Origin of the sequence: Nocardiopsis sp. NRRL B-16309, assembly GCF_001279585.1 — a bacterium.
Classification (GTDB): domain Bacteria; phylum Actinomycetota; class Actinomycetes; order Streptosporangiales; family Streptosporangiaceae; genus Nocardiopsis.
The window spans coordinates 387,303-409,827 of record NZ_LGEC01000114.1 but is presented as its reverse complement, the minus strand read 5'-3'; the positions used below and the strand labels follow the sequence as shown (position 1 = coordinate 409,827).

Sequence of the window (22,525 nt, the reverse complement as noted above, 5' to 3'; positions counted from 1 at the left end):
CCCGCCCGGTCCCTGGAAAGTCGGGGCGGGCCGCTCTGCTACTGGTGGTCAGCGGTCGTTGAGGCCGGCGCGACGTAGCCGCGCGAGCTCGTTCTTCGTCGTGCGGGGATCCGAGGGTGTCCCGGACGTCTGCAACCGGCGCCCGCACGGGGCCGTCCACACCATGTGTCCCTTACGGCCAGCGGCCACGGTCCACCCGTCCTCGCGCGCCTTCTCAGCGGCCTTACGCAGCTCCTGAGGTAGCCGCTTCGGTAGTCGCGGCATCGTCTGTCACCCCTCCCCGCGCAGGGTCTTCCTGTGGCGCTTCACCGTGCGCTCGGTCAGCCCGACCGCTTCGGCGATCTCCGTCGCGGAAGCCCCGGGGTGACGCACGAGGTAGTCACTGATGCGGCGCCGGTTCTCCTCGCCCTCGATGCGCTTCGCTTCGGCTGCGGACACGACCCGCTCGGTGGCCTCACCTCCGTCGTCGGAGACGTTGGTGGGCAGGTCGGTCCCTTTGTCACCCCCGGTGACAGACGCGGCACCTGTCGCGTCCCCCGTGGGGGTGTCAGACGGGCCCTCCGTGCGTGCCCCGATCCCGCTGTCGGGAGGCTCGGGGCGGTTCGCGAACGCCTCGATCTCGCCCACCCACGCCGGTTCAGGGTCGTCGTCGGGGCCGTCTGTCACCCCCTGGTCGCCGCCGTCGTCGGTGGCCACGATCGGCAGCACGAGCGGGTTGTCCGGGGGCGGCACCCACCCCTCGAACCGGGGCCCGCCCACACGCCTACGGCGGCCGTCTCCCAGACGCTCCCAGCGGCGCGCTGACGGGCGCTGAGGGGTACCCACAACGTGGGTGCCCTTCCGGGTCGGTGCCACCTCGGGCAGGTCACCGACGTCAGCGTCAGCGATCCCAGCGATGATCCGCTCAACGGTGATGGCGACCAGGGCGACACCGAGAGGGGCGACGATCGCACCCCACCCGGACCCGAGCAGGCACATCAGCACCGACGTGCCCAAGGCGAGGCGTTCGATCCAGGTGACCAGCGGCGGCAGTACGGCCCCGTTGCGGAGCATGAGCGCCCGCACAACGATGACCCCGGACACCAGGGCGATGACCGCGGGTTCGACGCCCCACGCCACCGCAGCGGACGCAGACGCGTACTTGACCATGAACGCGTGCACAGCGGTGGTGGACGCCGCCCCGAGGGCGATGATGACCGGCACCGCGACCAGGATGACGGCGGTCTGGATGCGGGCGAGGTTCGCGGCCTTGCGCGCCGGCGACGTCGCCAACTGCCGCTTCCGCAGCTCCCGGTGTCCTCGTTCGTCCATGGCCTGGTCGAAGTCGTCGGCGCGTTCGGCGCGGTGTGCGGCACGGTGCCGGTACCGCAGGGAGGCCCGCTGGCGACGGGTAGCCAGGCGTTCCCGCAGCCCGGACACGGCCGGTGCCGGGTTGGTGTCAGCGCTGGCGAGCAGGTCCCGGCCGTCGATCTCCTGGATGCCTTCGGCGACCCGGACGGCGTCGCGGATCCGCTGAACCTGCGGGTCGGTGCTCTCGCTCATCGGGTGCCCCCTTCGTCGGCGAGGTCGGTGAGGAACTGGGACGTCGCGGCCTTGTTCGCGGCGCCATCGAGGAGCACGGCGACACCGGCCAGCGGCAGGGCGACCACCCTCAGGAGCGCAATGGAGAGGCCGACGAGGAGCACCACCAGGACCACGGCGAACCCGTGGCGGCGGATCAGGTCAGCGGAGCTCACTTGCGCGCTCCCTTCCGGCGGGACCGGCGTCCGGCCACGGTCGGCGCGGTGAGACGGGTGATGCGGCGACGGATCTTGGACCGGTTCTTCCGGTAGCTGTCCGCGGCGACCAGGGCCGTGAATCCGCAGGCAGCGGCGAAGATCGCGAGGAGAAGCGGGTTGGTGCCCTCGTCGATGGCGATACCAGCGGCCAGAAGTGCGACCAGGACCGCGAGGAACGCGTTGATCTGCTTGTGCCTCATGATTGAGGTGATCCCTTCGTGTGAGGGCGGTCCCGGGCGGGCTTTGGTACGTCGAGCCCGGGACCGCCGGATGTGGGGTGAAGGGGTCCCGCCGGACTTGCCGGTCAGGTGGGACCCCGCTGCTGTTCCGCTACCGCTTCCACCACGGGACGCCGGCGCTCTTCGCGTCCTTTTCCGCGTCGACCACGGCGCGGTTTGCCTTCAGGTAGGCGTCGGTCTCGGTGCGGTCGGAGTTCTTCGCCAGACGCTCGCGGGCGGCCTGCAAGTTCTTCTCAGCGGTCTTCTTGTCCATCGGGTGCTCCTTCTCGTTGGTGCTGCGGTTGGGTGGTTAGGACTCGGGGACGGCGACGAGCACGACGTTGTCGACGATGTGGGCGGTGTATCCGGCGCCGATCAGGACGTCACGGACCCGCTCGGTGAAGCCGCCGTCAACGCGCACCACGGCCCCGGTACGGCACGCCCGGATCGTCACGCCCTGCCTGGTGGCGGGCAGGATCATGCGGGCGATGTCGCGCACCTCGTCGTGGTCCACACCGCGCTGCGGCAGCTCCTCCGTGTCCAGGTGCACCGAGAACTCGGCGAGCACCGGACCCTTGCCGGTCAGGCCGCGGCCGTACACGAACCCGTGCGGCCGGTCGGGGTGGGCGTCCACGGTCACGTCGCCGTCGTGGGCGAGGAGCGGGCGGACGTGGTCGCCGATCAGCATGTGAAGGTCACGGGTGATGTAGGGGCCGCGGCCGTCGTCGTGGGTGCGGACCTGGGCGACGAGGTCGGGGACGTCGGTGTGCAGACCGACCCGCTTGAAGCGGACGATGCGGGCGTAAGGCTTCGGGTAGCGCATGGGGTGCCTCCTCAGGAGTTGTTGGTGCGGGTGTCGGTGGTGGGCTGGCCGGTGCGGATCTCCGACGCGACCTCAAGGGCGAGTTCGGCCAGGCGCTCCAACGCGGCGATGAGAACCGCCGTGTCGGGGTTGAAGGAGCCGGGGCGGACGTCGATCAACACGTCCGCGACGTTGAGCAGGAACGGCGCCGTGTCGTCCGGGTAGTCGCGCAGGACGCTGATGTCGTCGGGGGTGAGGCCGCGGACGTGGGCGCTGGTGGTTGCCATTCGGGTTCCTTCCGTGTGGGTGTGCGGGTCGGGGGTGGGTAACCGTGGTCATGTCGCCACGGTTGCCCGAGGGCTTGTCAGAAGAGGTGGACGTCGGCGTACTCGCACACGCCCGAGTCCAGGACGGTCCCGCAGGTGGGGCAGTACATGCCGCGCGCACCCATCTCCACCTCAGCGGCGGTGAGGTAGTTCGCCTGGTTGCGGGCGGCCACGGCGCGCATCACGTCCGGGTCGACGTCTCGGTGGTCGACTCCGGCGATCATGACCAAGCGGCCACAGTTGAGGTCGCGGACGACACCGAACGAACCGAGCATGCGCGGGTTGGTGTCGGGCTCGAAGCTCAACATCACGGCGATGCCGTTGACGGCCCCGAGGAACGCGACGGTGTGGGTGCCGTGGTCGTTGGTGATGGTCAGCCAGTTGACGGTGGCCGGCGCGGTGGTGGGCTCGGTGTCGATGATCGCGGTCATGTTCCCCTCCAGTGCTGCGGGTGTTGCTGGGTACTGCGGTGGCTGTACGGCGGGGGCGGGTCGCCGGTCAGGTTTGCGTCCGTCGCGTTGACGGCCGCAGGCGGGTCAGGCGGCGGGCGCCCGGTAGCGGCTCACGAGGGCGTCAGGCGGCGACGAGGAAGGCGGGGGCGTCGGCCCGCTCGTCTGCGAGCGTGACGACGATCGAGGGGGCACACGTCTTCATCGGGACGTCACCGAGACCGTGAGCGGCGAACAGCGCGCGGATGGTGTCGAGGTCAGCGGTCTGGCGGGACGACTCGACCCGCTCGACGGTTACCGTCCCGTGGACACCGGACGGGGTGCGCTTGAGGATGCGGTCTGCCTGACGCTTGAGGCGGGCGGCGGCGTTCGCCTCGGTGCGGGCCTGCTCGAACTTGCGAGCCGCGGCCTCGATGTCGGCGACGTCCGGGACGTTGTTCGGGTCCACCTCGACCTCGACCACCTTGCGAGCGGGGGCCGGCGGGGTGGCCTGCTCGGTGCGGAGCTGTCGGAGCTGTCGGGCGACCTGCGGGGCTTGGGCGACGTCGCGGACGATGCGGGTGACCTGGGCGAAGAGCTTCATTCGGGGGTTCCTTCCGGGGCTGTGCTTGACTGCCTATGGCCATAGTAGACACATGCTATGTACATAGGCAAGAGGCATATGCGATGATCTTTCTGAGCGCACACAGCACCCATAGGAAGGCCATGCCATGGCACCCACGAAAGCCCGACGCATCGTGATGTCCGACGAGCTCTGGGAAGAACTCGACAGAGCGGCCAAGAGGGTGGACCGGGAGCTAGACCGGTCCAAGGTCATCCGGTCGTTCGCCCGCTGGTACGTCGGAGAGGCCGGCGCGAAGATGCCCGAGCGGCCTGAGCCCGCAGAGAAGTAGAACCCCCACAGAGCACAACGGCCCCGGCCGGTGGACGCACCACCGAACCGGGGCCGTTCTGTGTCAGGTGTGGGGGAGTGGTCGGGCATCGGCCGCGCGCCTTCCGAGAGGAGCGGTCGGCCGTCACGCCCGTCCCGGAACCATCCCGGATGAACCCCAGACTTGCCCGGTCAAGCCGGGTCTAAGCAGGAATGCGAAAGCGCAGGTCAACCGCTATGCGGTTGGTATCTGCGCAGGTGGGAGAGGGTGTACCGTCGTTATCCGGCTTACCGGCCGACTCCCTCCCCTCACACCCCTGTGACCTGCGGTGCAGCGAGCGAGAGTCGGCCGTGTTCGCTCCTCGTCTGCTCCGGCCGTTCAGCGTGCGGAGTGCAGCAGCAGGCCGATCGCTCCGCGTCCCAGTTCCTCGTGCTCCGGGAACAGGTGCCCGTAGGTATCGAAGGTCTTCGTGATCGAGGCGTGCCCCATGCGGCTCCGCGCGAAGATCCAGCGCGGAGAGCTGACGCCGGGGGACAAGCTGCCCTCCTTCGCGGAGATCGCCACTGAGTACGGGGTCTCTTCCACCGTCATCAAGAGCGCGATCCAGGCGCTCAAGACGTCTGGCGACATCTATGGACGTCAGGGCAAGGGAACGTTCGTCAGCTCGTGGAGACGAGCCCAGCGTGTCCGGCGAATCCCGTTCGATCGGGGCAAGAGCGCAGGCAGCACCTTCGCCCAGGAGATGGAGAAGCTCGGGCTGGAGCCGAGTGCGAGTCTCGTGAAGTGCGAGGTAGAGCCAACATCAGCCGAGATCACAGCGCACCTCGGGTTGACGGAAGGGGACCAGGTCCTCGTTCGTCAGCGTCACATGAGTGCGTCTGGCCGTCCGGTGCAGTTTGCGACCTCCCACATCCCCATGACCGTCGCGGGGAGCATCGACATCGCGTTCCCGGACGTCGGCCCCACGCAGATGTACGGGCGACTTGCGGAGCGAGGCCACAGGCCGGTTCGGTTCAGCGAGGAGATCACGATTCGCCGACCCCTTCAGGAGGAAGCGGATTTCCTTGGCGTCGATGGAGGGCTTCCGGTCATCGTGGTGACGCGAACCGCGATCGATGCGGAAGGAACGTTGGTCGAGGCGACCGTGAACGTTCTGGATGCCTACGCTTGGTCTCTCGTGTACGAGTGGGAGGAGAACCAGGATGAGCACTGAGCCCCGTCACTCCGTCAGCGTGACGGACGTGGTCTTCAACGACAGCGGTCAGGTTCTCGCGATCCAGCGTGACGACGACGGCCGTTGGGTTCCGCGGGGGGGGGGCGTGTTGGAGCTCCACGAGGACCCGCGGGATGGTGTCGTGCGCGAGGTCTTCGAGGAGACCGGGGTGAAGGTGAAGCCGGGACACCTCATCGGGGTCTACAAGAACATGCCACTCGGCGTGGTCAGCATGGCCATCGCGTGCACGGTCGAATCCGGAGAACCTCAGTCTTCGGATGAGGCGAGGATCGCTCGTTGGATCAGCGTCGAGGAGGCTCGTGAACGAATGCCGGAAGCGAGGCTGATTCGTGTCTTGGACGCTCTGCGGGATGACGGTCCATTCATCCGATGCCATGACGGTACGAACCTGGTGTGAGCCAAGGGGAGCCCGGAGGACCTTCGAGTCTTCCGGGTTTCTTCATGCCCGGAGGCGCGGTGATGAGAAGTTTCCTTACGTCTTCAAGCCCGCACCTGCGGTGCGGGAAGGTCCTGGTGGGGTCGGTGGTGCTCAGACTTTAGGCACCTCTCCGGAGCGGGTCCCTCCTGAACCACCGCCAGGGGGCCGGAGGGGTGAAGACGGGGTGAGGGGGCAAGCCCCCTCACCATTGGCGGAGCAAGCGTAATGGCCCCCTGGCGATGGCTCAGCCCACCCCGGACAGGACACCGCCCAAAGTCTGCTCCCCACCTCAGCGGCAGGTTCAGAGGCGGGGAGGAGGGGTGAAAGAAGGGGAGGCGCGGACAGACGAACCAAGGGGATTCGGCCGGTACCCGGGAAGCTGCGGGGGTTGGGGGCGATCGGTGGTGTCGGGGCGGCGGGTGTGCGCAGGGAAGGGGCGCGGGGCAGGCCGGGGCCGGGGTGGTGCGGGGGTATCGCGACCCGGGAGGGGTTTCCTCGGAGAGGAGTGGGCGCGAGCGTGTTGGAGTACGCGGACAAGCAGGAGTGCGCACAGGCGCAGTTGCGGGACACCCGGACGGGTGTCCGGCGGTAGGCGTGCCCAGGGGCGCCAGCCGCCAGCGTTCCGCGCGGCGCGCCCCCAGCGCGCCCCGCCGAGCCCAAGAGGAGCGGGCACTGCGTTCGTTCACAAGAGAGAAGCGAACCAGGGGCTACGACAGTCCAGGACCAGCCAAGGGGGCATGAACCGATCACCGGAAGCAGGACCGAGAGCGGGATTCCAGACGAATCAGGCCGGGGCCGGGATCGGAGAACTACAAGCAGAGCAAGGAAATTAGACGATCAGCGAAATTCTAATCTGCGCGCCCACTCCTCTCTTCGGACGCCTGTCTTGCTATCCCTTCGCGCGTTTCCTTTAGATGCATGAGCGAGCGACCGTACGCCTCTTCCTCCTCGCTCCTCTTGATCGTTGGATTAAATGATAGTGTGCAAGCCACGAGTGACATCCTCAAACTCCTTTCCGAATCTTCGATCTCCAGCTCTCCAGAAATCATAGCTTTGCCCATTAGATCCAATTGCACAACCAGTCGCTCAATTGCCCTGCGCAGAGCCCCGCTTGAGCTAGCGCCGCGCAGCTCCTCGGCAGCCGTCAGCGCAGAAAAATAGGCAGCCCTGGCATCATCTAGTGCAACGCTAGCCCTGTGTGCGCTACCACTTTTTGACTCCGCTGAGAGTCTGTATATTTTTTCAATGAAGGCGAAGCACAGAGAATGAAGCTTCGACAGGCGCACCGAAATCATGTCATCAATCTTTTCTTTTTCTTGGATCTTCCTCGCTTCGCTTTCCAACTTCCTTTGTCCACGCAACCTTATGGACTCGATGAGGATTGTTGATGTAGCCCCCAGTATCCCGCCAAAAAGGGACGCCAAGCCTGCAATCAGGGCAGTGGCCACGGCTGGCTCCATGAATCATCACTCCCAAGTAAATATTCTGGATTATTTTTGGGCACAGATCCTATCCAAAAAATTCTAGCTAAGTGTCTTGTAGAATTCCAGGACATGCAACAGCACGAGAGCATCTCACCTCCTAGAGCGCACACAGGACTGGGCGGGGCCGGGAAACGGCGAGAACCGGTGAGTGGACGAAGGCTCAGTTCACCGGCTGTTCGGGCTGAGAACCCCAGGTAGGCGACTCCCCTGATTCACTTCCACGCCTGTAGGTGAAGGGTTGCATCGGGCGTGCTTCCTGCTTTGAGGTCTCGAGCGCTGTGGAGCGACGGGCGTTCGGATGTCGGCAGGGTTGCCTACGCTTCTCGCATGAGCCTGTCTGACATCACCCGATCCGCTGTCCTTCAAGCGATCCAGGAGTACGACACCCTTGGCAAGGACGCCTTCCTTCGGCGCTACGGCTTCAAGGAGGCCAGATCGTACTTACTGGAGTACGAGGGCCGAACCTATGACTCCAAGGCGATCGCCGGAGTCGCTCACAAGTTCGTGTCTGGCCGTCCCCTGAAGTCCTCTGAGTTCTCCGGCGGTGACCAACACGTCGGACACCTTCTCCGTGACCTGGGCTTCGAGGTCCGGTTCGTTCGTGATCCTCCGTGGAAGCGGGACGAGATCATCCTTGCCTGCGCACTGGTGGTGGGCAACGGTTGGAAGGAACTCCGTCCTGGAGACCCAGGAGTGGCCGAGCTGTCCTCCTTCCTCCGTGGGCTTCCCCTGCACCCGCAGAACGTCAGGTCCGAGGCGTTCCGCGGGGTCAACAGCGTCTCCCGCAAGACCACCGACTTGGCCACCCGCTGTCCCGCCTACGAGGGGGCGAAGACCAAGGGCGGCAAGCTGGACACCGAGGTCGTTCTCGCCTTCTGGGAGAAGCCAGAGAGGATGATGGCGGCCGCGGCCCGTATCCGAGCGCTGGCGGGGGAGTTTGAGGAACTGCTCCCGGTTGACGACTCAGAAGAGACCGAGGAGGTCAGCGCGGTGGAGGGAGGTCTCCTCCTCCGGGCGCACAAGGTTCGTGAGCGCAACCCGAAGCTCAAGAAGGCGAAGCTAGCCCAGGTGCGCCGCAAGGGGCTGCCGATCGCTTGCGAGGTGTGCGCGTTCGACTTCGGGCGGTTCTACGGTCCGCACGGTGCGGGGTACATCGAGTGCCACCACGTCGTTCCCCTGCACCACGTCGGTGAGAGCGAGACGCGCGTGGCCGACCTGGCGCTGCTGTGCTCGAACTGCCACAGGATGATTCACCGCAGCAAGCACTGGCTCACCCCGGAACAGCTGCGGAAGCTGGTGGAGGAGCAGAGCGGGACGGGCACCGGTCTTACCGTGGGCTGATCTGTCGGGAGGCCGGGGCGCTTGTTCCGGCTGTGTTCCGGAACGGCGCGGGCAGCACCGAGGAACAGCGAGAAGCCGCGAGACCTGTCATCGCAGGTGGCGCGGCTTCTGTGGGTATCGTTCGAGGTCAGGGGGACCGGCGTGGTGGAATCCGGCTTACCGGCCGACTCCCTCCCTCACACCCCTGTGACCTGCGCCGTAGCGAGTGAGAGTCGGCCGTGTTCCGGTTCTGTTCCGGATGACGGATCAGCTGGGAGCGCCAAGCAGCAGGCCGATCGGCCCGCTTCCCAGTTCCTCGTGCTCCGGGCACCGGAAGGCGACGCCGTCAGCGGCGGAACCAGGGCTTCGGGCGGAAGGATCTGCCCCGCGGTCTGAGGCAGGTCCCGAGCAGGAGGGGATCGACCGTCCCGTCCTCCGCCTGCCGTGCGGGCTGCGGTGACGACGACGGCGCGTGTTCCGGCCCCGGTGAGGTGCGCCGTCGGCGGGCTGTGCGCGGCATCAGGTCCCGGGGTTCAGCATCGCCGCCGCGGTGGCAAGCTCGGTCTCGCCTCCGGTGGTCAGCGCGTACAGGGCGTATCCGATCGGGGAGGCGTCCCACAGGTGCTTCGCCTGGGCCGCCAGACCGGGACGGACATGTCCGCCCGCCCGCTCGTACGCGGCGAGGGTCGCCTGCAGCATCTCGTCGCCCGCGGCGCCGTACTGGGCGGACAGGTCACGGGCGGGGTCGTCCACGCGGGCGGTGGTCCAGTCCAGGACTCCGGTGATCGTGCCCTGCTCGTCGAACAGCAGGTGCGCGGGGTAGATCTCGCCGTGGGTCATCACGGTCCGCTCGGGCCAGCAGGTGTCGTCCTCGAGCCAGGCCTGCCAGGCCTCGGCCAGGGCGGGGAGGACGGTGAAGGCCTCGCTCACACGGGCGACGTCGTCCCGCCACGCCTGGCGTACCCGGGCGGGGGTGCGGACCTCGACGCCCGCGGCCTCGGCCTGCTCCGGGGTGATGGAGTGCAGCCGGGCCAGAAGGCGCCCCAGACGCTCCGCGTAGTCGGGGCTGGCGGGGTCCATGTGCCATGCGGGCTCCCCGGCGTCGGTCAGGGTCAGGCCCGGGGTACCGGGCAGGGCCGGATAGGCGATCAGCTCGGGGGAGCGGATCCGCCAGTCGGGGACCGCGACGCCGTCCTCGGCCAGGACGGGGGCGACCAGGTCGAGGATGCGCTTCTCGGCGGCCATGCCCTCGGAGACGTCGGTGCGGCGCGGTACGCGTAGCACCCACCTCCGGCCGGTCGTGTCGGAGGCCATGACTACGAGGTAGTCCAGGCCCGCCTCGTTCACTGTGGCGTCCTGCGCGGACAGGCGCGGGCCGTGGGCGGCGGCCAGGGCGATGACGTCATCGATCGTGCTCATGGAGCCAAGCTCTCACCCGCGCCGCACCACTTCCAGCGCTGCCCCTCCCCAGCCGTGTCGCTTGCCGGCGTGGTACATCGCCTCGTCCATGATCACAGGGCCTGATGATGGTGCCTTGTCATGGTCTGCGGCGTAGCGTTGGCCGTGGCAGGCCGACGGCACAGCCTGGGGAGGCGATCCGGTGCGTGGCGGCGAGGCGGTCGAACCGTTCCGAGACGACCCCGCGGCGCGGCCCCTGACGTACCCGGGCACGGTCCCCGAAGCCTCGGGTGTCCTCCTGGACGACGCCTGGCTCCCGATGCGGCCCCCGCACGGTGAGCCCCCGCACGGCGAGCCCCCGGTCAGCGGGCCCCCGAGCGGGCCTGACGACGGCGATCCCGTCGCCGACTGGTGTGTGGAGGGCGCGGGGGAGCGGACGACCGCGGCCGCTCTGCTGGCACGTCTGGGACGCGCCCCCATGGCGGACCGGTACCCGGTGCTGGCGGTGGGCTCGAACGCCGCGCCCGCCCAGATGCGCCGCAAGCTCCGCGCCCGGTCACTGGCAGCGGTCCTGCCCATGACGTCGGCGGACGTGGACGGCATCACCGCGGGCGTGTCCGCGCACGTGAGCCGGCCCGGCTACGTCCCGGCGACCCCCGTCGCCCTCCCGGGGCGGAGCCGCCTGTTCGTCCTGTGGCCGGACGGCACCGAGCTGGCGGCGCTGGACGCCACCGAGCCCAACTACCGGCGGCGGCTCCTGCCCGTGGACCGGCACTCCGTCACGCTCGCGTCCGGCGTCCGGCTGCGGTCCTGCTTCGTCTACGTCGGCAGGCATGGCCGCCTGGTGGACGAGGCCGGCCGACCGAGGAGGCTGACCGACCAGGCGACGCTGATCCGCGCCCTGCTGGCCGAGTCGGCCGCGCTCCGCGGTCTGTGCGGGACCACGCCCGAGGCGTTCGTGGAGCGCGCCCGTGACCCGGCGGTGCGGGCGGCCGTGACGCGGCTCTTCCGGGACGAGGGGCGCGCGGCCGAGCAACCGGAGTCCGCCTGGCGGCCCGCTCACCGCGTTCCGGGTGGGTGATCCCGGTGCCGCCCTCAGGTTCCCGGGCGCAGGCGGGCCAGGTCGGCGGGAGCCCGGGACAGGAAGGCGTCCGGGTCGATCTCCTGGTGCTCCACGCGGTAGCCGATCTCCGTGAACCCCGGCCCGGTGGTCAGGTTCGCGCCGTGCAGGACCTCCTCCGCGCGTCCCCTGGCGCGGCCCCGGGTGAACCACCCCGGGTCGAGGTAGACGACCACGTCGGCGGTGGTGCCGCCGACGGATACGCTGCCCAGGCGCGTGCTCGTGTACTGCCGTCCGGTGGGCAGGGTCCGGGTCGTCCAGTCGGCTCCGGTGGTGCTGGTCATCGGTGTCCCCTCCGCTGCGGGCATGGCCGCCGGGGCGAGGGCACGCCCTCCCCCCGGCAGCACGCAACGTACAGCAGGTCGGGCGCGGCACGCGATCGGGTACGGCGCTACAGCGCCGTGGTGATGGCCCGCGTCCCACTCGCACCGGTAGATTGGCCCTGCGCTCCGTACCCCCGGAGAGTCCCGGGGCGCGTCCGCCCGTGGGCCGGCGTCCGGGGTCGACGGCCCAGCGGGCATACGCGGTTACGGGAATGGGTGACTCTTGTTCGACTCCACCATGTTCTGGGTGGTCCTGTTCGGCCTTCCGCTCGCGGCGATCGGGGTGATCGTCGCGCTCGCCGCCTACCAGGCCTCAGGTGTTCAACAGGACGAGCGTGACGACATGCCCGACGACGACTCGTCCGCCGGCTGATCCTGTCCGGCCGCGTCCGCGCGCGGGTGCGGCACAGGGGCCTCGACGTCCTGGACGCCGAGAACGGGTGTGAACCGCCCGGTCCCGGTGTCCAGCAGGTGTACCCGGGCCGACTCCAGGTCGTAGTACATCCCCGTCAGCTCCAGCGCCCCCGACTCCACCCGCTCGCGCACCAGCGGGTAGTCGAGCAGGTGGCCGATCTGCTGCTCCACGTTCGCCTGGGCCAGGCGGCGCAGCGCTTCGGCGGTGGGCAGCCCCGCCAGCGCGCCGGAGTAGGCGCCGGCGTGGGCCAGGCTCGCCTCGCCGGTCGCCAGCCACCGGCGCATGTACGCGGTGGCGGCGTCGCCCTGCTCCAGGTGGGCCCGGTCCAGCAGCGCCTGCATCGCGCCGCAGTGCGAGTGGCCGCACACGACGATGGAGGGCACCCGCAGGACGTTCACGGCGTACTCGATCGCGGCGCCCACCGAGCCGTCACCTGTGTCGCTCGGGGCGGGGACCAGGTTGCCCATGTTGCGGACGGTGAAGAGGTCGCCCGGGCCGCTCGCGGTGATGAGGTTGGGCACGACGCGGGAGTCGGCGCAGGTGATGAACAGCGCCGTGGGGTGCTGGCCGTGGGCGAGGCGGCTCATGACCGACCGCATCCGGTCGGCGGTGCTGGCGTGGTACTCGCGGGCGCCGGCGGCCAGCAGTGCGAGCGGGTCCACCTCCCGGTCGGCGTCGCCGCGCATGTCCCAGGGCGCCCAGCTGCGCGCCATGCCCCCGGGTGCGGTCTTGGCGGCCGGGGCCGACCGTGTGGAGCTGCGCGCGTACCACTGCTCGTGGACTTCGTCGATGTCGACGCTGCCGCCGGTGCGCTCGTGGTCGACCCGCCAGGCGTGGATGGCCTCGAAGGCGGCGTGGTCCATGAAGTCGACGTGCAGGTCGAGGTCCACGCGGCACCCCGCGGGAACGGTGCGCAGCACGTGTGCGAGCCGGGGCACGCCCAGGAAGGTGAGCGACCCGTGCACGGTGACGTGCACGCGGTCGCCGGACTCCTCCGTGGTCACGGTGAGCTTGGTCAGGCGCCGCAGGGACACCACCATCGCCAGGGCGAAGCCGAGGAAGACCCCCTCCAGGAGGCCGAGGAACACCACGCCGCCCATGGTGACGAGGTAGACGCTGGCCTCGTGGTGCCGGCGCAGGTCGCGCAGGTGGGCCACGGAGACCATCTGTACGCCGATGAAGACGAGCAGTGCGGCCAGGGCGGCCATCGGGATGAGTTCGACCACGTGCGCGAACAGTGCGACGAACAGCAGGATCCACACCCCGTGCAGGATCGTGGACAGCGGACTGTGCCCGCCCGCGCGGACGTTGGCGGTGCTGCGCACGATCGCGCCCGCCACGGGCAGGCCGCCCAGGGCCCCGCTGACGGTGTTGGCCGCTCCCTGGCCCATGAGTTCGCGGTTGAGCATCACCCGGCGCCCGTTGTGGCGGCGGTCGATGGCGATCGCGGAGACCAGGGACTCGACGCTGGCGACCATCGCGACGGCGGCCACGGCGAGGGCGATGCCGTCCCACTGCCCGGCCTCGGGCAGCTGCGGCAGGCTCCAGGCGGCGGCCAGGGAGTCGGGCAGGGAGACGGTCTCGACCCGCCAGCCGCCCAGGGCGGCGATGGTGGTCGCCGTGCCCACGGCGACCAGGGCCGCCGGGATCATCGACGGCCGCAGGCGGCCCAGCGACGGAAGCCGGTTCCACCCGAACATGATGGCGATCGTGATGACGCCGACCGCGACGGCGGCGGTGTGGTTGTGGGCGATCTGGTCGGGCAGGTCGATCAGGTTGGCCAGCGCCGAGCTCTGCGGGTCGCCGCCCAGCACCACGTGCAGCTGGGCGAGGGCGATGGTGATGCCGACTCCGGCGAGCAGGCCGTGCATCACGGCGGGGGAGACGGCCAGGGCGGCGCGGGCGATCCGGAAGGCGCCGAGGGCGAGTTGGACCAGGCCGGCGAGCACGGTGATCAGGCAGGTCACCCGCCACCCGTAGGTCAGCAGGAGGTCGGCGATGATGATGGTCTGTCCGGCCGCGGGGCCGCTGACCTGCACCATCGATCCGCCGACGAGGCCGGCGACGATGCCGCCGACGGCGGCGGCCACGAGGCCGGCCATGAGTGGGGCGCCGGAGGCGACGGCGATCCCCAGGGACATGGGGACGGCGACCAGGAAGACCACGAAGGAGGCGCCGACGTCGGCGGCGATCCCCTTGCGGTCGGCGTGGATCCCGGTGGGCTCCGCGGGCGTCGGCGGAGGTGCGGGGTGTGCTCCCTGGGCGTCGTTGCGCATGGTGGCTCCGTTCGGGTTGGACCAGGCAAGGCGGGCATGGGCGCGCGGGGACGTCGGTGTCCGAAGGGGGGATGGGCGCGGCTCGAATCCTCGCGAGAACTGCGAAGAGTGCCACGACTGTGACTAACTGTAGCCAATATTCGTGACGCAGTGTTACTCACTGTGGTCCTTTCGGTAACCGTTGCCCTGTGTTCACATCCGGTAGGGACAGATCGGGACACAAGAACACCGAGGTGGCGGGGGAGTTCCCCGCCACCTCGGTGGTGTGAAGCGGTGACCCGGTCGTGGCCCCGGCCGGGTCGGGCGGTCGCTAGATGTCGCGGCTCACCGGAAGCGGCCGTCCTCGTAACCGCCTTCGTAGTACTCCTGGGGGTAGCCGCGCTGCTCGCCGGGCGGCTCGGCCGGGGGGAAACCCTGGGGCCGCGGCCCCGGCGCCTGGGGGCCGGGTGCGTGGGGGCCGCCCGCCTCGGGGTTCCAGCCGTCCACGGGCGGATAGCCGTAGTCGGGCTGGGGGGCCGGATAGCCGCCGCTCAGCACGTCGGGGTGGCCGCCGCCGGGCGGGGCGGGCGGGGCGACCGGGTGCCCGTAGGGATCGGTCGGAGGGGGGAAGCCGCCGTAGCCGGGCGGAACGTCCGGGTAGGCCGGACCGGCGGGCGGACCGGCAGGAGAACCGCCGGCCGGTCCGCCGCCGGCGGGGTAGCCCTGATGGTCGACCGGTGCACCCGTTCCGCCGCCGGGGAAGGTGGGCTCCGAGTAGGACGGCGGCGTGGTCGGACCGCCGGAGAAGGCGGGGCCGGGGTAGGCGGGCGGCGCGGTCGGGCCGCCGTCGTAGGGCGAACGCCCGGGGCCGGGCGTCCCCGCGTCGGGTGCCCCGGGACCGGGATGACCGCCGGGCGGGGTCACGGCGCCTGGGTGGTCGCCGCCGGCCGGTCCGCCCCAGAGCGGCGCGTTGCCCGCCTGGTCGGCGGGCGTTCGGCGGCCCGTGTCGTAGGCGGAGCGGAGGTGGTTTCCGGTGTCGTACTCGGGGCGGCCGAAGGCGTCGGTGGTGTAGGTGGGCCGGGAGTGCTGGCCGGTGTCGAACTCCGAGCGTGTGTGCGGGCCGGAGCCGAAGGGGGGTGTGCCCGTGTCGAAGCCGCCCGGGGTGTGCGTGCCGGGGTCGTAGGCGGGGCGGGTGTGGTGGCCGGTGTCGAATTCGGGTGTGGCGGGTGTGCCGAAGTCCGTGCGGAGGTGGGTGCCGCTGGTGTGGGAGGGGCGGTTGTGGTTGCCCGTGTCGAACTCGGGGCGGGTGTGCGTGCCCGAGTCGGAGGCGCCCGTGTCGAAGCCGCTCCGGGTGTACGTGCCGCTGTCGAACTCGGGGCGCGTGTGACCGCCGGTGTCGAATTCGGGTGCGGTGGGCGTGCCGAAGTCGGAGCGGAGGTGGGTGCCGCTGGTGTGGGAGGGCCGGGTGTGGTTGCCCGTGTCGAACTCGCTACGCGTGTGGTGGCCGGTGTCGTGCTCCGGGCCCCCGAAGGACCCGGTGCCGTAGGAGGAACGACTGTGGGCGCCGGTGTCGAACTCGGCTCTGGGGGGTGTGCCCGTGTCGAAGCCGCCCGGGGTGTGCGTGCCGGGGTCGTAGGCGGGGCGGGTGTGGTGGCCGGTGTCGAATTCGGGTGCGGCGGGTGTGCCGAAGTCCGTGCGGAGGTGGGTGCCGCTGGTGTGGGAGGGCCGGGTGTGGTTGCCCGTGTCGAACTCGGGGCGCGTGGGCGTGCCCGAGTCGGAGGCGCCCGTGTCGAAGCCGCTCCGGGTGTACGTGCCGCTGTCGAACTCGGGGCGCGCCAGGGGATCCGTGCCGTGGACGTCCGCCCCAAAGGACGGGGCCGGGCGCTGCATCGACGCGTAGCCGCCGGTCAGGGGATCGGGTGCACCCGGGCCGCCGTAGGACGATCGCCCGGCGGCGGTACCGCCGGTGGCGCCCGGCAGCCCGGTCCCGGGCGTTCCGCCCGGCAGTCCGGACCCGGTCACTCCACCTGTCCCGGCCGGGAGACCCGATCCGGTCGTTCCACTCGTTCCGCTCGGCAGTCCGCCCGAGCCCGACGGGTCCGAGCGCCGGTGCTCTCCGGTGTCCATGCTCGACCAGATCGGCGAGCCCGCGCTCGACTCCCGCGAGGGCAGGGGCGCCCTGAAGTCCGGCGCGAGCGGGTCGGTCGAACCCGTCCGGTCCGTCCCGCCGCTCCACCCCGAGCCGCCGGAGCCGCCGCCGACGCGGTCGGTGCGCCCGCTCGTCCCGCCGTAGCCCAGCGGGTCCGACAGCGGGTCGCCTGCCCCGGCCGCGCCGCCCGCGTCGGCGCTCCGCGTGCCGAGACCCGATCCGGCTCCGTACGTGCCGGAGGAGCCGGTACCGCCGCTCCCGCCGCTGCCACTCAGTCCGCCGCCACCGCTCGTACCGAGCGGGTCCAGCGGGTCCGCCGCCCGGGCCGTCGGAGCGCCCAGCGGGTCCGGCCGCGCGGACGAGGAGGACCCCCCTCCGGCCGGCCACGATCCCGTTCCAGACGTGCGGCCCGGCTCCGGCGGATCGACGTCGCGCGGTGCGGCCGGTGGAGTCGGTCCCCCCTGGCCCAGGCTGGCGAGCACGGCGAGGTCGTTCGTGGGGTCGGCGCCGGCGGGAGTCGAGGGGAGGGCGTCCGCGACCGGGGCGGCGTCGACCGCCCGGGCGGGCGCCTGCGCTCCACCGCGGGCGGGCTCGGGAGCGTCGTCCTCCTCCTCTTCGTACTCCTCGTACTCGTCGTCGTCTTCGTACTCGTACTGCGTGACGGTCGGCTCCATGCCGCCGCGCCCGCCCCGGTCCGGCTCCGCCTCGCCGTCACCCAGGCTGGACCAGAAGTCGTTGTCGGACAGGCCGGGATCGTCGTCGTCCCAGTCCACCCCGCGCTGGCGCCGCGCTCTGGGGCGCCGTTCGGCCCTGCCGCCGTCACCGCGCGACCGCCGCGCGCGCCCGCGCGGCTGCCGTTCGTCGTCATCACCGCCCTGGTCGGGCGCGTCGTCCTCGTCGTAGTCGTAGTCGTCCTCGTAGTCGTCGTTGCGCGAGCCGAGGCTCAGTGCGCGCATGCCCAGTAGCAGAAGCACCAGGACGGCGAGCACGACGATGACGGCGATGATGATGATGACGGTGACGGTCATGTTGTACGCACTACCTTGGAGAGGTCGGCCGCACCCACCACACGCGTGGGGTCGGCTTGGCGAGGACCGGCCGAGGGGGATCGGTGGCCGCCGGACCCGCGGGTCCGGTGCGACCGGCGAGCCGGCCGTGGCGAATCCGGCGTGACCGCGCCGCACGGAGCCGTGCGGCGGTCGGACGGGATTCGGTCAGCTGAAAAGGGGTGAGGGGCACCAGGCCACTGTATGCCTTGTCGCGCCCTGTGTGCAGAGGGCGATAGAGGCTTCCTTGCGTGAATCCCTGTGCCCCCCGATGCATCGCGCGTTCACCGGAGAGCCATTTTCGGTCCATGTCATGAGTGAGGCATGTCACTCACTGGTGGCGGTCAGAGTACCCCTGGCGATCGCGTTCTCGGCGATGGCCTCCAGCGTCTGGCTCAACTCGGAACCGTCGGGCAGGCCCAGGGTGTCGCTGAGGGCGTACACCGTGAAGCGGTACTCGTGCGGGTCGCCCTCGTCCGGGCACGGCGGCAGGTAGCCGGTCTCGCCCGCGCTGTTCTGGGCCTGGCGCGCCTCGGGCGGCACGGTGCCCTGTCGGAGCCCGCCCAACTGCGGGTCCACGTCGAAGAGCACCCAGAACACCTCGGCCGCGGCCGGGTCGTCGACCACGACGGCGATCGATCCGACGGCGTCCGGGTCGGGCAGCCCCGACCAGTTCAGCGGGGGAGAGGTGCCCTCGGCCGCGTCCCCGTCGACCGGGCCCTCGTCGGTCCCGTCACCGGCCGCGTCCCCCTCGGCCGCGTCCCCCTCGGCCGCGTCCCCGTCGGCCGTGTCCTCGCCGGTCTCCCCGTCCGCCGCGCCCCCGGCCGCGTCCTCGCCGGTCCCGTCGCCGACCGCGTCCTCGCCGGCCTCCTCGTCCGCCGCGCCCTCAGCTTCCCCCTCCGCGTCGGCGGCCGGGTCCTGGCCGTCCTCGTCGGCGGGTGCGTCACTGCCCGCGGCGCACGTGTAGGCCGAGGGCAGTGCCCGGCCCTCCTCGATCAGGGGGCTGGTGACGTTGATGTCGCTGGTGACCTCTCCGCCCGGCGTGAAGAGGCCGCACCCCGCGGTCAGCGCGACGGCGGCCCCCGCCGCCAGTGCGCCCACGCGCGTGCCGGGGAGGGCACGCGGCGTGCGCCGCGCCTGGGTGGTCCGGGTCGGAGGGAGGGCCGGGAACAATGGGACTCCTGCTGGGCTTTCGGGCCGTCATGGCCAAACTCGCTGTGCACCTGCCGCGGACCCGGGTCAGCCCCGTGCCGCGTATGGGGAAGCGCGCGGCCACGCCTCGACGGGCACCGGCGCACGTTCCTGAGCGAACCCTACTGTGGTCGGGCGCGCACTGCGGCTGTGTCCACAGCCCACGTGCTCCCCGACACGCCGGATCGACGGGCGCCGCCCCTCCGGCGGGACCGCACGCCCCCTCCGGCACCGGCCACCGCGGCCGGGGCCGTGATCGCGACCCGGGCGCCGTGCGCCACGCGGGTGTCGGTCCCCGGAATCGGTCATCATGGGGCGGTGCGGTTCTCCATTCTCGGTCCCCTCCACGTCCACGACGGTTCCGGCCGTCCGGTAACCATCGGCGGCGCCCGTCTGCGTACCCTTCTGGCGCTGCTCCTCCTGCGCCCGGGGCAGCGCGTGGCCACCGACACCCTCGTGGACGCCATCTGGGGCGGGGCCGCCCCGGCCGCCACCGGCAACGCCCTCCAGGCCCTGGTGTCGCGCCTGCGCAGGGTCCTGGGCGAGGAGGCCGAGATCCACGGCGACGCGTCCGGTTACCGGCTGGACGTCGATCCCGGACAGGTGGACCTGGCGCGGTTCGAGACGCTGACCCGGCGCGGTCGCGCGCAGCTCACCGCGGGCCGTCCCTCGGAGGCGATCACCTGCCTGGGCGGGGCCCTGGCGCTGTGGCGCGGGCCCGCCCTGCCCGACCTGACCGCGCGGGGCGTCGCCGAGGACACCGCGCTGCGGCTGAACGAGACCCACCGCATGGTGCGCGAGGAGTACCTGGCGGCCCTGGTGGCGCTGGGCCGCCACGCCGAGGCCCTGCCCGAGGCCGAGGCGCTGACCAGTGCCGAACCGCGCCGCGAGCGCCCCGTCGAGCTGCTGATGCGCGCCCTGGCCGGGACCGGTCGCACCGCCGACGCGCTGGCCGCCTACGACTCCTTCCGCGCCCGGCTGGCCGACGAACTGGGCCTGGACCCCTCCGCCCGCCTCCAGGACGTGCACCTGCGGCTGCTGCGGGGTGAGCTGTCGGCCGCCGAGCCCGTCATCGCCGAGCGCACCGGGTCCTCCGCGTCCCCTGATTCCGCCGAGCCCGCCGAGTCGGCGCCGTACGCCCCCGTGTCCGGCGGCGCGCACGCCGAGGGGCCCCGGGCCGATCCGCCGCAGCTGCACCTGCCCTCGACCCTCACCAGCTTCGTGCCGCGTGAGACCGAGGTCGACTCGGCCGTGGGGCTGCTCGGCCAGGCGCGCCTGGTCACCCTGACCGGGCCCGGAGGGGCGGGCAAGACCCGGCTGGCCATCGAGACCGCCGCCACCCTGGCCGCCCGGTCGCCCGAACTCCTCTCGCGCGGCGGCTGGTTCGTGGGCCTGGCGCCCGTCACCTCCGGCGCCGACGTCCTGGACGCCATCGCCCTCGCCCTGGACCTGCGCGAGCACGCCGTCATGCGCGCCCGTGCGAGCACCACGCCGGCGCCACCGGCCGAACGCGTCGCGGCCTTCCTCGGCGACCGCGCCGCCCTGATCGTGCTGGACAACTGCGAACACCTGGTCGAGGAGGTCGCCCGGGCGGTCGAACCCCTCCTGGCGCAGTGCCCGGGCCTGCGGATCCTGGCCACCTCCCGCGAACCCCTCGGGGTGCCCGGCGAGCGCCTGCTGACCGTGCCCTCGCTGGCCCTGCCGCCCGAGGAGGCCGACGTCGACCAGGCCGTCGCCAGCCCCGCCGTGGTGCTGTTCACCGAGCGCGCGCAGGCGGTCAGCCCGGGGTTCGCGGTCACCGCAGGCAACGTCGCCCACGTCGTGCGCATCACCCGCGAACTCGACGGCATGCCGCTCGCCCTCGAACTGGCCGCGGCCCGGATGCGCACGATGGCGCCCGCCCAGCTCGCCACGCGCCTGTCGGACCGCTTCCGGCTGCTCACCGGGGGCAGCCGCTCCGCGCTGCCGCGGCACCGGACCCTGCGCGCCGTCGTCGACTGGAGCTGGGATCTGCTCGACGAGGCCGAGCGCCGTCTGCTGCGCCGCCTGTCGATCTTCTCCGGCGGGGCGACCCTGGACGCGGTGGAGCGGGTGTGCGCCGACACCGGGGCGGCGGGCACCGTCGACGGACAGGACGCGTGGACGGTGCTGTTCGCGCTCGTGGACAAGTCCCTGGTCATCGCGGACACCGCCACCCGCGACGACGCCCCTCCCCGGTACCGCCAGCTGGAGACCGTGCGCGCCTACGCGCTCGAACACCTCGTTCGCAGCGGCGAGGAGGAGCGCGTCCGCGACGCCCACGCCCGCTACGTGCGCGACCTGTGGCGCGACTCCGACCCCCTGTTGCGCGGACCCCGCCAGATCGAGACGCTCGCACGGCTGGGTGCGGAGGCCGACAACTTCGGCCCGGCCGTGCGGTGGGCGGCCGAGCGCAGGGACGGCGACCTCGCCCTGGACCTGGTCGAGTACGGGCAGTGGTACTGGACGCTGGACGGTTCCTGGCGGCAGCTGTCCCGCTGGTCCCGGCCGGTCCTGGCGCTGATCGGCGAGCGGGCCCCCGAGGGCCGCGCGATCGCCTTCGCCTGCGCCCAGTTCAACCTGGCGGCGGACACGGGCACGTCCCAAGACGCGGCGGCGGTGCACGTACGGCGGGCGCTGCGGACCCTGGAGGAGGCGGGGGAACGGCCCGAGCACCACCCCATGCTCGTCTACGGGCTCGTGTACCAGGCGGTGTTCGACGACGGCGCGATCGAGGCCGTGGAGCGCCTGGAGCGCGCGGTCGACCAGCCGGATCCGTGGATGGGGGCCACCGTGCGGCTCCTGCTGGCCCTGATCGACTCGCTGTACGGCAGGGCGGACCGGGCCATGGCATCGACCACGGCCGCGCTGGAGGGGTACCGCGCCTGCGCCGACCTGTGGGGGCAGTGCCAGGCGGTCCTGCAGATGGTGGAGGCCGTGCGCTACCAGGACCTGGAACGCTGCCTCGAACTCCTGGACGAGGGCATGGACCAGGCCCGACGCGCCGGGCTGACGGGCAACGTGGCGGCCTTCCTGCTGCGCCGCGCCCAGATCCGCACCGAGACCGGGGACCTCGACGGCGCTCGCGCGGATCTGGACGCCCTCGTCGGCGTCGACATCGCCGTCCAGGACGAGCACGTGATCATGCTGCGCATGGTCGAGGCGAACTGGCGGTGCGCCAGCGGCGAACCCGAACGCGCCCGCGCCGTGCTGGACGCGACCGAGCCGCTGGTCGCGGCTCTGGGCGGCTTCGCTCCGCTGTACCTCGAACCGGTCGTGCGGAGCATGTCGGCGATGATCGCCTGGACGGCCGGGGACGCGGACCGCGCCTGGCAGGACACGGCCGCGGCCTGGTGGGGGAGCGCGCACGGGGTGGGGCCGGTGGGCGCCGAGGTCCTGGACGCGTTCGCCGTGATGCTGGCCGCCGACGAGCCGAGGAGGGCGGTCGAGCTGCTGGGCTCCGCCGCGGTCCTGCGCGGCGTGCCCGACACGGCCACGCCGAGGGTCGTCCGGGCCCGGGAACAGTGCCGGCGGGCGCTGGGGGACGCGGAGTACGAGCGTCTGCTGGACCGGGCGGAGCGGTCGGACGCCAAGGCCGTGCGGGCGCAGGTGGGCGCGTGGCTGGCGCGTCTGCTGCCGGACACGGTGCCCGAGGGCGGCCCGGGTCGGGAGTGAGGTCCGTGTGCTCCGGTGCGCGGTCGGCGCCGAG

Annotated in this window: 21 protein-coding genes; 7 read left to right on the top strand and 14 right to left on the bottom strand. The window is 71.4% G+C overall.

The genetic code is table 11. The annotated features are described in order from the left end of the window. Positions 1-270: 270 nt before the first annotated feature. From ADL05_RS26500 to ADL05_RS26470, 8 genes are all read right to left on the bottom strand, one after another. Positions 271-1,542 carry a winged helix-turn-helix domain-containing protein gene (locus ADL05_RS26500; RefSeq protein ID WP_053619737.1) on the bottom strand — a complete coding sequence of 424 codons (1,272 nt, stop codon included), beginning with the start codon at positions 1,540-1,542 and terminating at the stop codon, positions 271-273. Then, complete coding sequence (locus ADL05_RS26495) at positions 1,539-1,736, bottom strand: hypothetical protein (RefSeq protein WP_053619736.1); 198 nt, start codon at positions 1,734-1,736, stop codon at positions 1,539-1,541. Before ADL05_RS26495 ends, ADL05_RS26500 begins: the two co-directional genes overlap by 4 nt. After that, on the bottom strand, positions 1,733-1,978 hold the full coding sequence (locus ADL05_RS26490; protein WP_053619735.1) for a hypothetical protein: 246 nt from the start codon (positions 1,976-1,978) through the stop codon (positions 1,733-1,735). Before ADL05_RS26490 ends, ADL05_RS26495 begins: the two co-directional genes overlap by 4 nt. A gap of 130 nt (positions 1,979-2,108) precedes the next feature. After that, positions 2,109-2,270, bottom strand: a complete 162-nt coding sequence (locus ADL05_RS31360; protein ID WP_197285935.1) for a hypothetical protein — start codon at positions 2,268-2,270, stop codon at positions 2,109-2,111. Between the two features lie 36 nt (positions 2,271-2,306). Next, a complete protein-coding gene (locus ADL05_RS26485) occupies positions 2,307-2,819 on the bottom strand; it encodes a hypothetical protein (RefSeq protein ID WP_053619734.1) in 513 nt (170 codons plus the stop codon). 11 nt (positions 2,820-2,830) lie between these two features. Further along, positions 2,831-3,085 carry a hypothetical protein gene (locus tag ADL05_RS26480; RefSeq protein ID WP_053619733.1) on the bottom strand — a complete coding sequence of 85 codons (255 nt, stop codon included), beginning with the start codon at positions 3,083-3,085 and terminating at the stop codon, positions 2,831-2,833. A 77-nt stretch (positions 3,086-3,162) separates the two neighbouring features. Next, a complete protein-coding gene (locus tag ADL05_RS26475; RefSeq protein ID WP_053619732.1) occupies positions 3,163-3,555 on the bottom strand; it encodes a hypothetical protein in 393 nt (130 codons plus the stop codon). Positions 3,556-3,697: 142 nt separating this feature from the next. Continuing rightward, positions 3,698-4,156, bottom strand: coding sequence for a hypothetical protein (locus ADL05_RS26470; protein WP_053619731.1), 459 nt, complete (start codon positions 4,154-4,156; stop codon positions 3,698-3,700). Between the two features lie 127 nt (positions 4,157-4,283). On the opposite strand from ADL05_RS26470, the gene ADL05_RS26465 reads away from it, so the two are divergent. The 3 genes from ADL05_RS26465 (at position 4,284) to ADL05_RS26455 (ending at position 6,076) form a co-directional block, all read left to right on the top strand. Beyond that, a complete protein-coding gene (locus tag ADL05_RS26465; protein WP_053619730.1) occupies positions 4,284-4,466 on the top strand; it encodes a hypothetical protein in 183 nt (60 codons plus the stop codon). A gap of 466 nt (positions 4,467-4,932) precedes the next feature. Next, complete coding sequence (locus ADL05_RS26460; protein WP_053619729.1) at positions 4,933-5,658, top strand: GntR family transcriptional regulator; 726 nt, start codon at positions 4,933-4,935, stop codon at positions 5,656-5,658. Beyond that, a complete protein-coding gene (locus ADL05_RS26455; RefSeq protein ID WP_053619728.1) occupies positions 5,648-6,076 on the top strand; it encodes an NUDIX hydrolase in 429 nt (142 codons plus the stop codon). Before ADL05_RS26460 ends, ADL05_RS26455 begins: the two co-directional genes overlap by 11 nt. Before the next feature lie 869 nt (positions 6,077-6,945). Here the strand turns inward: ADL05_RS26455 and ADL05_RS30880 are convergent. Next, positions 6,946-7,545 carry a hypothetical protein gene (locus ADL05_RS30880; protein WP_156366057.1) on the bottom strand — a complete coding sequence of 200 codons (600 nt, stop codon included), beginning with the start codon at positions 7,543-7,545 and terminating at the stop codon, positions 6,946-6,948. Positions 7,546-7,908: 363 nt separating this feature from the next. Here ADL05_RS30880 and ADL05_RS32335 point away from each other — a divergent pair, with 363 nt between their 5' ends. After that, a complete protein-coding gene (locus ADL05_RS32335) occupies positions 7,909-8,922 on the top strand; it encodes an HNH endonuclease (protein ID WP_053619727.1) in 1,014 nt (337 codons plus the stop codon). A gap of 498 nt (positions 8,923-9,420) precedes the next feature. Here the strand turns inward: ADL05_RS32335 and ADL05_RS26445 are convergent, their stop codons facing one another. Then, positions 9,421-10,320 carry a macrolide 2'-phosphotransferase gene (locus ADL05_RS26445; RefSeq protein WP_053619726.1) on the bottom strand — a complete coding sequence of 300 codons (900 nt, stop codon included), beginning with the start codon at positions 10,318-10,320 and terminating at the stop codon, positions 9,421-9,423. Between the two features lie 181 nt (positions 10,321-10,501). Here ADL05_RS26445 and ADL05_RS26440 point away from each other — a divergent pair, with 181 nt between their 5' ends. Next, entirely contained in the window at positions 10,502-11,380 is an 879-nt protein-coding gene (locus tag ADL05_RS26440) for a hypothetical protein (protein ID WP_053619725.1), read from the top strand. A 14-nt stretch (positions 11,381-11,394) separates the two neighbouring features. Here ADL05_RS26440 and ADL05_RS26435 read toward each other — a convergent pair whose 3' ends face one another. After that, positions 11,395-11,703 (bottom strand): hypothetical protein, encoded by a 309-nt coding sequence (locus tag ADL05_RS26435; protein ID WP_053619724.1) that lies wholly within the window; start codon positions 11,701-11,703, stop codon positions 11,395-11,397. Positions 11,704-11,965: 262 nt separating this feature from the next. On the opposite strand from ADL05_RS26435, the gene ADL05_RS31355 reads away from it, so the two are divergent. Further along, positions 11,966-12,115, top strand: a complete 150-nt coding sequence (locus ADL05_RS31355) for a hypothetical protein (protein ID WP_197285934.1) — start codon at positions 11,966-11,968, stop codon at positions 12,113-12,115. Here ADL05_RS31355 and ADL05_RS26430 read toward each other — a convergent pair. The 3 genes from ADL05_RS26430 to ADL05_RS32505 all read right to left on the bottom strand — a co-directional run bounded on the left by ADL05_RS26430 (position 12,064) and on the right by ADL05_RS32505 (position 18,780). Next, positions 12,064-14,433, bottom strand: coding sequence for a bifunctional SulP family inorganic anion transporter/carbonic anhydrase (locus tag ADL05_RS26430; RefSeq protein ID WP_053619723.1), 2,370 nt, complete (start codon positions 14,431-14,433; stop codon positions 12,064-12,066). The genes ADL05_RS31355 and ADL05_RS26430 overlap by 52 nt on opposite strands. 324 nt (positions 14,434-14,757) lie before the next feature. Further along, the gene (locus tag ADL05_RS26425; RefSeq protein WP_053619722.1) at positions 14,758-17,589 is read right to left on the bottom strand and encodes a hypothetical protein; all 2,832 of its coding nucleotides are present in this window, start codon (positions 17,587-17,589) and stop codon (positions 14,758-14,760) included. 345 nt (positions 17,590-17,934) lie between these two features. After that, complete coding sequence (locus ADL05_RS32505) at positions 17,935-18,780, bottom strand: hypothetical protein (protein ID WP_053619721.1); 846 nt, start codon at positions 18,778-18,780, stop codon at positions 17,935-17,937. A 336-nt stretch (positions 18,781-19,116) separates the two neighbouring features. Here ADL05_RS32505 and ADL05_RS26415 point away from each other — a divergent pair, with 336 nt between their 5' ends. After that, a complete protein-coding gene (locus ADL05_RS26415) occupies positions 19,117-22,491 on the top strand; it encodes a BTAD domain-containing putative transcriptional regulator (RefSeq protein WP_053619720.1) in 3,375 nt (1,124 codons plus the stop codon). The last annotated feature ends 34 nt before the right edge of the window (positions 22,492-22,525 follow it).

Coding starts and splice junctions, on each gene's coding strand:
- ADL05_RS32335 (WP_053619727.1), top strand. CDS start 7,909: ATGAGCCTGTCTGACATCACCCGATCCGCTGTCCTTCAAGCGATCCAG.
- ADL05_RS26490 (WP_053619735.1), bottom strand. CDS start 1,978: ATGAGGCACAAGCAGATCAACGCGTTCCTCGCGGTCCTGGTCGCACTT.
- ADL05_RS26465 (WP_053619730.1), top strand. CDS start 4,284: ATGGCACCCACGAAAGCCCGACGCATCGTGATGTCCGACGAGCTCTGG.
- ADL05_RS26460 (WP_053619729.1), top strand. CDS start 4,933: ATGCGGCTCCGCGCGAAGATCCAGCGCGGAGAGCTGACGCCGGGGGAC.
- ADL05_RS31360 (WP_197285935.1), bottom strand. CDS start 2,270: ATGGACAAGAAGACCGCTGAGAAGAACTTGCAGGCCGCCCGCGAGCGT.
- ADL05_RS26455 (WP_053619728.1), top strand. CDS start 5,648: ATGAGCACTGAGCCCCGTCACTCCGTCAGCGTGACGGACGTGGTCTTC.
- ADL05_RS26470 (WP_053619731.1), bottom strand. CDS start 4,156: ATGAAGCTCTTCGCCCAGGTCACCCGCATCGTCCGCGACGTCGCCCAA.
- ADL05_RS26430 (WP_053619723.1), bottom strand. CDS start 14,433: ATGCGCAACGACGCCCAGGGAGCACACCCCGCACCTCCGCCGACGCCC.
- ADL05_RS26485 (WP_053619734.1), bottom strand. CDS start 2,819: ATGCGCTACCCGAAGCCTTACGCCCGCATCGTCCGCTTCAAGCGGGTC.
- ADL05_RS26500 (WP_053619737.1), bottom strand. CDS start 1,542: ATGAGCGAGAGCACCGACCCGCAGGTTCAGCGGATCCGCGACGCCGTC.
- ADL05_RS26435 (WP_053619724.1), bottom strand. CDS start 11,703: ATGACCAGCACCACCGGAGCCGACTGGACGACCCGGACCCTGCCCACC.
- ADL05_RS26480 (WP_053619733.1), bottom strand. CDS start 3,085: ATGGCAACCACCAGCGCCCACGTCCGCGGCCTCACCCCCGACGACATC.
- ADL05_RS26445 (WP_053619726.1), bottom strand. CDS start 10,320: ATGAGCACGATCGATGACGTCATCGCCCTGGCCGCCGCCCACGGCCCG.
- ADL05_RS26425 (WP_053619722.1), bottom strand. CDS start 17,589: ATGACCGTCACCGTCATCATCATCATCGCCGTCATCGTCGTGCTCGCC.
- ADL05_RS26475 (WP_053619732.1), bottom strand. CDS start 3,555: ATGACCGCGATCATCGACACCGAGCCCACCACCGCGCCGGCCACCGTC.